This is a genomic window from Pelomonas lactea (assembly GCF_043555885.1).
GTDB classification, from domain to species: Bacteria; Pseudomonadota; Gammaproteobacteria; order Burkholderiales; family Burkholderiaceae_C; genus Pelomonas; species Pelomonas lactea.
This window is the reverse complement of record NZ_JBIGHX010000002.1, coordinates 63,652-72,890: the sequence shown is the minus strand read 5'-3', so window position 1 is coordinate 72,890 and position 9,239 is coordinate 63,652. Positions and strand designations below refer to the sequence as shown.

Annotated in this window: 11 protein-coding genes; 7 read left to right on the top strand and 4 right to left on the bottom strand. The window is 73.3% G+C overall.

Annotated elements, in window-relative coordinates; translation table 11 throughout:
- The first annotated feature begins 268 nt into the window (after positions 1–268).
- Positions 269–1,351 (top strand): NAD(P)/FAD-dependent oxidoreductase, encoded by a 1,083-nt coding sequence (locus ACG04Q_RS04925; protein ID WP_394509753.1) that lies wholly within the window; start codon positions 269–271, stop codon positions 1,349–1,351.
- 6 nt (positions 1,352–1,357) lie between these two features.
- On the opposite strand, the gene xopAW is transcribed toward ACG04Q_RS04925, so the two are convergent.
- Both xopAW and ACG04Q_RS04915 read right to left on the bottom strand, forming a co-directional pair.
- Positions 1,358–2,047, bottom strand: a complete 690-nt coding sequence (gene xopAW / locus ACG04Q_RS04920) for a XopAW family type III secretion system calcium-binding effector (RefSeq protein WP_394509752.1) — start codon at positions 2,045–2,047, stop codon at positions 1,358–1,360.
- Positions 2,048–2,185: 138 nt separating this feature from the next.
- Positions 2,186–4,429, bottom strand: coding sequence for an aminotransferase class V-fold PLP-dependent enzyme (locus ACG04Q_RS04915; RefSeq protein WP_394509750.1), 2,244 nt, complete (start codon positions 4,427–4,429; stop codon positions 2,186–2,188).
- A gap of 95 nt (positions 4,430–4,524) precedes the next feature.
- Between ACG04Q_RS04915 and ACG04Q_RS04910 the strand changes: the two genes are divergently transcribed.
- From ACG04Q_RS04910 to ACG04Q_RS04895, 4 genes are all read left to right on the top strand, one after another.
- Positions 4,525–4,992 (top strand): Lrp/AsnC family transcriptional regulator, encoded by a 468-nt coding sequence (locus tag ACG04Q_RS04910; protein ID WP_394509749.1) that lies wholly within the window; start codon positions 4,525–4,527, stop codon positions 4,990–4,992.
- 136 nt (positions 4,993–5,128) lie between these two features.
- Positions 5,129–5,320: a hypothetical protein gene (locus tag ACG04Q_RS04905; RefSeq protein WP_394509748.1), complete on the top strand. Its 192-nt coding sequence runs from the start codon at positions 5,129–5,131 to the stop codon at positions 5,318–5,320.
- Entirely contained in the window at positions 5,317–5,541 is a 225-nt protein-coding gene (locus ACG04Q_RS04900; RefSeq protein ID WP_394509747.1) for a hypothetical protein, read from the top strand. The genes ACG04Q_RS04905 and ACG04Q_RS04900 overlap by 4 nt, the downstream gene beginning before the upstream one ends.
- Positions 5,542–5,609: 68 nt before the next feature.
- A complete protein-coding gene (locus tag ACG04Q_RS04895; RefSeq protein WP_394509745.1) occupies positions 5,610–5,837 on the top strand; it encodes a hypothetical protein in 228 nt (75 codons plus the stop codon).
- Here ACG04Q_RS04895 and ACG04Q_RS04890 read toward each other — a convergent pair.
- Both ACG04Q_RS04890 and ACG04Q_RS04885 read right to left on the bottom strand, forming a co-directional pair.
- Positions 5,834–7,111: a cytochrome-c peroxidase gene (locus tag ACG04Q_RS04890; RefSeq protein WP_394509744.1), complete on the bottom strand. Its 1,278-nt coding sequence runs from the start codon at positions 7,109–7,111 to the stop codon at positions 5,834–5,836. The genes ACG04Q_RS04895 and ACG04Q_RS04890 overlap by 4 nt on opposite strands.
- A gap of 12 nt (positions 7,112–7,123) precedes the next feature.
- Positions 7,124–7,564 carry a FixH family protein gene (locus tag ACG04Q_RS04885; RefSeq protein ID WP_394509743.1) on the bottom strand — a complete coding sequence of 147 codons (441 nt, stop codon included), beginning with the start codon at positions 7,562–7,564 and terminating at the stop codon, positions 7,124–7,126.
- A 343-nt stretch (positions 7,565–7,907) separates the two neighbouring features.
- Between ACG04Q_RS04885 and ACG04Q_RS04880 the strand changes: the two genes are divergently transcribed.
- Both ACG04Q_RS04880 and ACG04Q_RS04875 read left to right on the top strand, forming a co-directional pair.
- A complete protein-coding gene (locus tag ACG04Q_RS04880) occupies positions 7,908–8,060 on the top strand; it encodes a hypothetical protein (RefSeq protein ID WP_394509742.1) in 153 nt (50 codons plus the stop codon).
- A gap of 116 nt (positions 8,061–8,176) precedes the next feature.
- Positions 8,177–9,229, top strand: coding sequence for a sensor histidine kinase (locus tag ACG04Q_RS04875; RefSeq protein ID WP_394509741.1), 1,053 nt, complete (start codon positions 8,177–8,179; stop codon positions 9,227–9,229).
- Positions 9,230–9,239: the final 10 nt, after the last annotated feature.

Sequence of the window (9,239 nt, the reverse complement as noted above, 5' to 3'; positions counted from 1 at the left end):
GTGCCGTCTCCGCTCACGTCGGTCATCCAGCCGGGGCGCGCGCACGCGCGCACGCCGCAACCGGGCGGATGCCAGTGCTCAGATCTTCTGCGCGGCGTGAGAAATTCACGCAGGGGGCCCGTCACCCGTCCGGGCGACAGCACCCCTCAGCCGGGGGGCGCCGCGCCTCACGCCGTGGGAGCCGCCGCATCGCTACGCGTAAAAACCCTTGACACCAATCGCCGGCAATTGCCGTTGCCGGTGCGCGGCATGGCCTAGGCTGGCGGCCATGGATCAAGTGGACGTTGCCGTCATCGGCGCCGGTGTGGTGGGGCTGGCCATTGCGCGCGAACTGGCGCAACGGGGCCGGGAGGTCGTCGTCATCGAGGCCGCCGGCGCCATCGGCACCGGCATCTCGTCGCGCAACAGCGAGGTCATCCACGCCGGCCTGTACTACCCGGCCGGCAGCCTGAAGGCCCGGCTGTGCGTACGCGGCAAGGCGCTGCTGTACGACTACTGCGCGGCGCGCGGCATCGCGCACCGGCGCTGCGGCAAGCTGGTGGTGGCAACGCGGCCGCAGGACGTCACGCGGCTGGAAGCCATTGCCGCCAGCGGCGCCGCCAACGGCGTGGACGACCTGCGCCTGCTGGGCCGCTCGGACGCGCTGGCGCTGGAACCGGCGCTGCAGGCGGCCGGCGCGCTGCTGTCGCCGTCCAGCGGCATCGTCGACAGCCACGGGCTGATGACGGCGCTGCTGGCCGATGCCGAGGCCGCCGGTGCGACGCTGGCGCTCGCCAGCCCGGTGACGGGCGGCGAGCGCGACGGCGACGCCTGGCGGCTGCGCGCGGGCGACGACTTCGAGCTGGGCGCACGCCTGGTCATCAACGCGGCCGGCTTGTTCGCGGGCCAGCTGAGCGAGGCGCTGGGAGTTCCAGCGCCGCCGCTGTACTTTGCGCGCGGCCACTATTTCTCTCTGGCCGGGCGGGCGCCGTTCTCACGGCTGATCTACCCGCTGCCGGTGGACGGCGGGCTGGGCGTGCACCTGACGCTGGACCTGGGCGGCCAGGCGCGCTTCGGGCCCGACGTGCAGTGGCTGCCTGACACCGACCCGGCGGCACTCGACTACGCCGTGGACCCGGCCCTCGCGCCCGCCTTCGAAGCCGAGGTGCGCGGCTACTGGCCAGGCCTGCCGGCGGGCGCGCTGCAGCCGGCCTACAGCGGCATCCGGCCCAAGCTGAGCGGCCCGGGCGAGGCAGCGGCGGACTTCCGCATCGACACCGGCACGCCCGGCCTCGTGCAGCTGTTCGGCATCGAGTCGCCGGGGCTGACGTCCTGCCTCGCACTGGCCGAGGAAGTCGCCACGCGGCTGTGAGCCGCGTCAGGCGCTCGTGCTGACCTGGGTCGCGGTGGTCTGCGGCTGCAACCAGTTCTTCGCGATCTGGTCGTACAGCTTCTGCGCCAGTTGGGCGATCTCGGACGTGGCCGAGCCCTGGGCCGGGTCGTCCGAGCCGGCCGCGGCCAGCTCCTTCAGTTGGCCGGCCAGACGCTCGATCTGCGACACGGTGCCGTCCTGGTTGACGTCCAGCGGGTCGTAGGTCGTCGACGTGGCGCTGGTGCTGCCGGCGGCCTGCGGCGGTGGCATGCCGCCCGGCCCACCCTGGGGAGGCGCGGGCCGGCCGGCCTCGAACTCGGCACGCGTCAGCGAGCCGTCGCCGTCGGCATCCAGCTCGGCGAACACGTCCACCTCGTCGTTGGCCGCGCCGCGCGACTGCGCGAAGTCCAGCGTCGATGCCGGCGGCGGCATCAGGTCGCGCATGCCCTGGCCGAGCTCGTCCTGGGACAGGCTGCCGTCGCCGTTGCCGTCCATCTTCTTCAGCAGCGCGGCGCTGTCGCCGGACTGGCCGGTGTGCTCCAGCATGGACGCCAGCTCGGTGGCGTCGACGCCGCCGCTGCCGTCGCTGTCCACCTTAGCGAACAGGCGGGCCTCGTGCTCGGCCTTGCGGTTCTGGGCGCTCTGCGTGGTCTGCCAGGAGCGGTCTGCACCGCCCAGGCCGCTGATCGTCGTCATGGCTACTCCTTGGGGTTGAGGGGTGAAGCCATTCTTGGAAGCCCAGGTAAGCCGTCCGTAGCCGCCGTGTGTCGCGCCGGACATAAAGCGGGGGGCGATGCGACGAACTGGCCGGTCATGCCGGCACAGTTCACTCGATCAGATCGCCAGCGCCGCATCGGCCTGTGCGGGAAGCGCACGCGGCCACAGCGCCAGCCCGCCGGCCAGGCTCCATGCCTGCGCGCGGCCCAGCCGGCGCAGCGCCTGCGCGGCCTGCGCGCTGCGGTTGCCGCTGCGGCAGAAGAAGACGATGGGCGTGTCGGCCGGCAGCGCCAGCCAGCGTGCCAGCGCATCGGGCAGCCCGCTCAGCGCGACGGCCTCGCGGCGCACGGCCGATCCCAGCTCGGGGGCCTGGCCCAGCCGCTGCTCGTAGGGCTCGCGCACGTCCACCAGCAGCAGCGCCGGGTGCCGGCGCAGCAGCCCGCGCAGCGCGTCGACGGCCAGTTCGCTGGACGCCAGCAGGCAGCCGCCGTCCACACGCGCGCCGCAGGCGACGGTCTGGTACTCGGTCAGCGCCAGGCCCTGCTCCAGCCGCGCCTTGGCGGCCGCAAAGCCGGCGGCGTCCAGGCGGCCGGCCAGCACGTCGGCCAGCAGCGGCTGCGCGTCGCACTCGACGGCCAGCGTCGTCGCGAAGCGGTCGTCGTAGTCATGGCCGGGCAGCAGCAGCGTGTGCGGGCCTGCGGCCTGCGCCAGGCGTGCGAGCGACGCGGCGTATTGCTGCGGCGCGCTCTGCGCGAAGTCGCTGCGGCCCAAAGCGCCGGGCATGACGGTGTCACCGACGAACACCTGGCGCAGGCTGGCAGCGTCGTGCAGCAGGTAGGCGGTGGAGTCCTGCGTGTGGCCGGGCACCGGCAGCCGTGTCAGCGTCAGCGCGCCCAGCGCCAGCGCCTCGGCGTCGTGCGGCCAGCCGAGGCTGTCGACATCGCCCGCGTGCTGGCCCGCGGCGGCCCACAGCTCGGGGGCCGAGGACGCGTGGTCGCCATGGCTGTGCGTGTCCAGCACGGCGGCCAGCGCGTAGCCCTGGCAGCGCAGCCACTGGGCGAGGCGCCCGGTCAGCTCGGGCAGCGGGTCGACGACGACGGCGCGGCGGCTGGCCGCGTCGGCCAGCAGGTAGCAGCAGGCCCCGTCGACGACGAAACGCGTCAACCCGTCGGCCGGCAGCGCCTGGCCCGCGGCGCCCGGGCTCAGGCAGCTGTCGCGCAGCGATTCGCCGCAGACACGGATGCGCGCGCAGGCCTCGTCGATGAAGGCGGCGTCAGCGACCGGCCCGAACGACAGCCGCACGGCCGAGGCGCTCTGCCAGGCCGGCAGGCCCATGGCTTCGAGCACATAGCTCGGCGCCGCCTTGGCCGCGCTGCAGGCCGAGCCGCCGCTGACGCGCAGCTCGGCGGCGTCGAACAGGTCCAGCAGCAGCTTGGCGCTGACGCCCGGCACCGCGAAGTTCAGCGTCGTGGGCAGGCACAGGTCCGGCGGCGCGTTGAAAACGAGGCCGGGGAAGGCCTGCTGCAGCGCATCGGCCAGGCGGTCGCGGAAGGCGCCGAGGGTGGCGGCGTCGCGGAAGATGCCGCCGTCTTCCAGCGCCGCCAGCACGGCACCCAAAGCGGCGATGCCGGACATGTTCTCCGTGCCCGCCCGCAGCGCGCCCTCCTGGCCGCCGCCGGCCAGCAGCGGCGTGAACGGCGCGCCGTCGCGCACGTACAGCAGGCCGACTCCCTTGGGCGCGTAGAGCTTGTGGCCGGAGAACGGCGCGTAGTCGATGCGGCGCTCGTCGAGCCTGAGCGGCAGCTTGCCCAGCGCCTGCACGCCGTCCACCAGCCACAGCGCCGGGCTGCCGGCCAGTGCGGCCGCGATGCCGTCCAGGTCGCTGACGACGCCGGTCTCGTTGTTGGCCGCCATCGTGCAGACCAGCCCGGCGCGCGGCGCGTGCTCGCGCAGCCAGGCCAGGTCGTGCCGGCCGTCGCGGCCGACGGGGATGGCCAGCACCGGCAGGTTCAGCCCCAGCAGCGCGTTCCAGTGCCGGATCGCCTCGGGCACGGCCTTGTGCTCGGTGGCGCCGTACAGCAGTTCGGGCCGGCCCGGGCGGTCGCGCAGCGCGCTCAAGCTCGACAGCACGGCCGTCTGGATGCCCTCGGTCGCGCCGCTGACGAACAGCAGCCGGCCGCTGCCCGCCCCCAGCACGCGACGCGCGCGGGCGCGCACACCGTCCATCAGCGCCCTCGCCTTCAGGCCGGTGCTGTGGATGCTGCTGGGGTTGCCGAAGTCCTCCGCCATCGCCGCCAGCGCGGCCTCGCGGGCCTGCGGCAGCACGGGGGTGGTGGCGTTCGCGTCGAGATAGATTTCCATGCGCAGATTCTGCGAAGCCGGCCGGAGCAACGGCTTGCCTTTCATCGCTCGAAACTGGCCGGGACAGGAATTCCATTCCAACTAACATCCAGCCAATGAAACTGGATGCCATCGACGTTCGAATCCTGGACATTCTTCAGCAGGATGCCGAGCAACAGGTCGCGCAGATCGCCGAAGCCGTGGGCCTGTCGACGACGCCCTGCTGGCGGCGCATCCAGCGGCTGAAGGAGGCCGGCGTCATCACGCGCCAGGTGGCGCTGGTGGACCCGCGCAAGGTCAACGTCGGCGTGACGGTGTTCGTGTCGGTGCGCACCAGCGTGCACACGGAAGCCTGGTTCGAGACGTTCAAGGCCACCGTGCAGGCCATCCCCGAGGTGGTCGAGTTCTACCGCATGAGCGGCGACGTGGACTACCTGCTGCGCGTCGTCGTGCCGGACATCGCCGCCTACGACAAGGTCTACAAGCGCCTCATCGCCGGCACGCAGCTGCACGACGTCAGCTCCAGCTTCGCGATGGAAGAGCTCAAGCTGACGACCGCGCTGCCGCTGGGCTACGTCGGCTGACGGCGGCGCGTCCATCCCCCTTTAGGGGGAGACGGTGGGGGATGCGCCCGGCCGCATCCCCCCGCATTCCCCCTTGAGGGCGATACCCCCCGGCGCGGCCACTGCCGAGACTGGTTCCATAGACACAGGAGCCCTCATGCCCACGCAAGCCACGCCCCACCCGCCCGACGCCGCCCTGCGCTGGACCACCGACGAACTGCTGCGCATCACGCTGCTGCAGCTGCGCACCTGGGAAGCAGAGGCCGCGCGGCACCGCGTCTCCCTGCCCCTGCCGGACGAGCTGGCCTGGGAAGGGACCGAGATCGACGTGCGCCGGACGGTGCTGTGAAAAAGCCCAGCCCGGTCGGCTTTGCCGCGCTGCTGGAGCGCATGCCCCGCTCGTTCAGGAAGCAGGCCAAGGCGGTCGAGAAGCGAGCCCGCCAGCGGCGCGAGGCGCAGGCGCAGCGGTTCGAGCAGGCGTTCGCGCCGGCGCCTGCGCCCAAGAGCCAGGAAGCCGACCGCAACACCTGGCAGGACACGGTGGCCAGCTTCAACGGCCGCGAGGCCTGACGCCAGCCGTCCTCGCGGGCCCCGGCACCACCCACTCGTCATTCGACACCTTGTCACGGGAGACACACATGCAAGATTTCAACGCCCACCATCACCCGCTGCCGGTGAGCCGCTGGGCCAGGGACGACGCCCTGGGCCAGATCAGCGCGCGCGATGCGCGTGACCAGGTGCTGATGGCGATCAACGCCGGCCCATCGTTCGCCGCACGGCTGGCTGCGGCCTTCTGGGCCCGGCCCGGTGCAGCGGCGCCCGAGTCGAACACCCCGCGAAACACCCTCCTGCCGCTTCGCAGCTAGCGTGCTCCTGCCCCCACGCCTTCGTCCGCTGGCCCGGACAGCGCGCGCAGGAACGCCACGACCTGCCGCGCCTCCTCGTCATCGAGCCGGACGGCCTGGCGCCCGGCCTGCACGCGGCCGGCCGGTGCCAGCTCGCTGCTGCCGAGCACGGCCGCGGGCGCTTGCCGGTAGTGCGCCAGCACGTCCTCCAGCGTCGCCAGCTGCCCGGCGTGCATGTAGGGCGGCCGCAGCGCGACGTTGCGCAGCCCCGGCGTCTTGAAGGCGCCCAGCAGGCCGGGCGACTGCGCGATGAAGCTCAGCTCGCCGCAGGCGGTCGCGTCGGCGTCGCTGTAGCGGCCCAGGCAGTTGAACTCGTCCGCCTGCACCCGGGCCACGGCGGCGGCACGGCCCGGGTCCGGCCGGCCGGGCGTGCGCGGCGGCACGCCGGTGTTGTGGAAATGCTGGTCGGTCAGCAGCGGCCCGGCGTGGCAGGTCACGCACCGGCCCTTGCCGATGAACAGCCGCAGGCCGCGCACCTCATCGGGCGTCAGGATCTGCCGGGCGGCGGCATCGCCGGTCTCGACCGCGCGCACATAGCGGTCGACGCGTGACGGCGCGGCGCGCAGCGTGCGCTCGTAGGCAGCAATGGCCTTGCCCAGGTTCGCGAACACGCGGTTCACCGCGTCGCGCTGGGCGTCGCTCATGCGCGCCCAGGCCTCGCGCTGCGCCGGCGAGCCCAGCGGGCCCGCATCGGCCGGCAAGCCGGCTAGCGGCGGGAAGGCGCCGAACACCTGCTCGTAGCGCTGGCGGTGATGCGCATGCAGCTGCTGGGCGATGCGGGTGCGGTTGCTGCCATGCTCGGCGTCGTCCTCCAACGGGCCCAGCGCCTGGGACCAGAGGCTGTCCTTGCGGCCGTCCCAGAACAGCCAGGGGCTGCGCGCGGCGTCGGCGAGGGGCATGGTGCGCCGCGCGCCGTCGGCCAGGCCGCGGCCCACCGGCCGGCCGTCCTGGAACTGCCGCGCGGGTTCGTGGCAGCTGGCGCACGCCACCTGGCCATTGCGCGACAGCCGCGTGTCGAAGAACAGCGCCCGCCCCAGCGCAGCGGCCTCCGGGCGCTCGGCCACCGCGTTGCCGAGGTCGGGCGGCAGCGCGCCCAGCCGGTCCAGGTGCATCGAGGCCAGCACGGCCCTCTCCGCGGCCGACCAGGCGTCGTCGCGCTCGCGGCTCCAGCCGAAACCGGCCAGCGCCGGCAGCAGCGCGGCGACGGCCAGCATCGTCCGGCGGCGCCCAGGCATCAGCGCCTTCATTCAGCGCTTCAGGCCGTCGTGGGCCATCACCAGGTTGAACACAGCCTGGTCGCGCAGGCCCGCGGCCTCGATGTCCAGGCGCAGGTCCCACCAGCCGGTCATGCTGAACTTCATGCCCTCGACGAGGTAGGTGCCCGGCGCCAGCTCGCGGGTGACGCGCGGCTGCGTCGGCAGGCCGTGGCCGTGCTGCGGCATGCCGCCGTCGACAGTGATGCGCGCGCGGCTGACCGGCGAGCCGTCGATGCCGGCCACCTTGACCGTCCAGCTGTGCAGCTGGCCGATGGCGGGGCCCTGCGCGGGAGGCTGCAGCTCGACGACGAACCGGCCTTGCACGGCAGGATGCCGGAGCGTGTAGTCGAGGTCGGCGGGCGGCGTGCCGCAGGCGGACAGGCACAGCGCGGCAGCGGCGAGAACGGGGGCGAGGTAGGCGCGGACAGACATGATGTTGACGGGATGAGGAGGTGGAGAGGCCCCGGAGGGCGGCCAGGTGGCGGGGATGCCGAGGCCGGACTCTGGGCAGCCGCCGGCCAGGGCGACAGCGGCGCGCGACCGGTGGCACGAATCCGTCCGGCAGCGGTCTGCCGCGGCGACCGAACGGATCGCGGACAGTCGGCGCCCCTGAGCGGCAGCGTGGGCGCTGCCCGCCACCGCCGGGTCGACGCCGCCGCACGTTCCCGCACCGCGCGGCCCCACTCGTCGCAAACCGCTGCCCGCGGCCCGGCGGCCTGGCGACAGTCCGTCCATCGACGACATCCCGTCGGCGATCCACCCCAGGAGAAACCTCATGAACAGCACCCCGACCACCACCGCCTGCCGCTGCAACCCCTGCCCCGGCGCGGCCTGCCCCTGCGGCTGCCAGACCCCGCCGCCGCAACCGGCCTGCGCCTGCGGCCCGCACTGCGCCTGCGGCCCGGCCTGCACCTGCAACAAGCCCTGACCCCGAACCGCCGGCGGCAGGCTGCCGCCGGCACCTGCCCGGTTGGCGGATCGTGCGGCGGGCCCTAGAGTCGTCCGCCACCCGCCAGACACCCAGCCACGCCCCCAGCCCGCCCCATGACACCCCTGCCCCGAACCGACCCGCTGCGCGGCTTCCTGCAAACCCTGCTGATCGCCGCCTGCCTGTGGGCCGTGGCGGCGGTGCTGCTCTTCTTCGTCGTGCCCGGCATCGAGACCTTTCCCCGCGTGCTGCTGTTCTCGGAGTGCGTCGGGCTGACGATGGTCGCCATCGTCGTGTTCCTGCGCCGCACCCGGCAGTTCGCGCGCTTCTCTCCCACCGCCCGCTGGCTGCTCATCGCGCTGGTGGCCCTGCCCGGTGGCTACTTCATCGGCCACCAGATCGCGTTCATCCTGCTGGGCGAGTCCATGCAGATGGTGGGCCACCGGGCCATCAGCTTCATCCCCATCGTCTTCACGCTGCTCGTCGGCGGCTTCGGCCTGCACTACTACGCCACGCGCGAGCAGCTGGCCGCCGAGGCCGCCCAGCGCGCCGAGGCGCAGCGGCTCGCCGTCGAATCGCAGCTGCGCCTGCTGCGCACGCAGCTGGAGCCGCACATGCTGTTCAACACGCTGGCCAACGTGCGCTCGCTGGTGCGCGAGGACGTCGACCGAGCCGAGACCATGATCGACCAGCTCATCGTCTACCTGCGCAGCGCGCTGGTCGCGTCGCAGACCGAAGCGGTGGCGCTGAGCCGGGAGTTCGCCCAGCTGCGCGCCTACCTGGACATCATGGCCCTGCGCATGGGCCCGCGGCTGAGCTACCGGCTGAGCCTGCCACCCGCGCTCGAAGACACGCTGGTGCCGCCCATGCTGCTGCAGCCACTGGTGGAGAACGCCATCAAGCACGGGCTGGAGCCCAAGGTCGGCGCCGGCCGCATCGACGTGGAGGCGACGCTGCACGACGCCTTCATCGAGCTGCGTGTGTCCGACAGCGGCCTGGGCCTGCCGGCGGACGGCGGACTGGACGCGCAGGGCGCGCCGGCCAGCACCCGCTACGGGTTGCAGCATGTCCGCGACCGGCTGCGCGCCGCCTACGGCGACGCCGCCAGCCTGCGCCTGGAGCGGCGCACGCCCGCGGGTGTCAGCGCCGTCATCCACCTGCCCCGCTGAACACAACTTC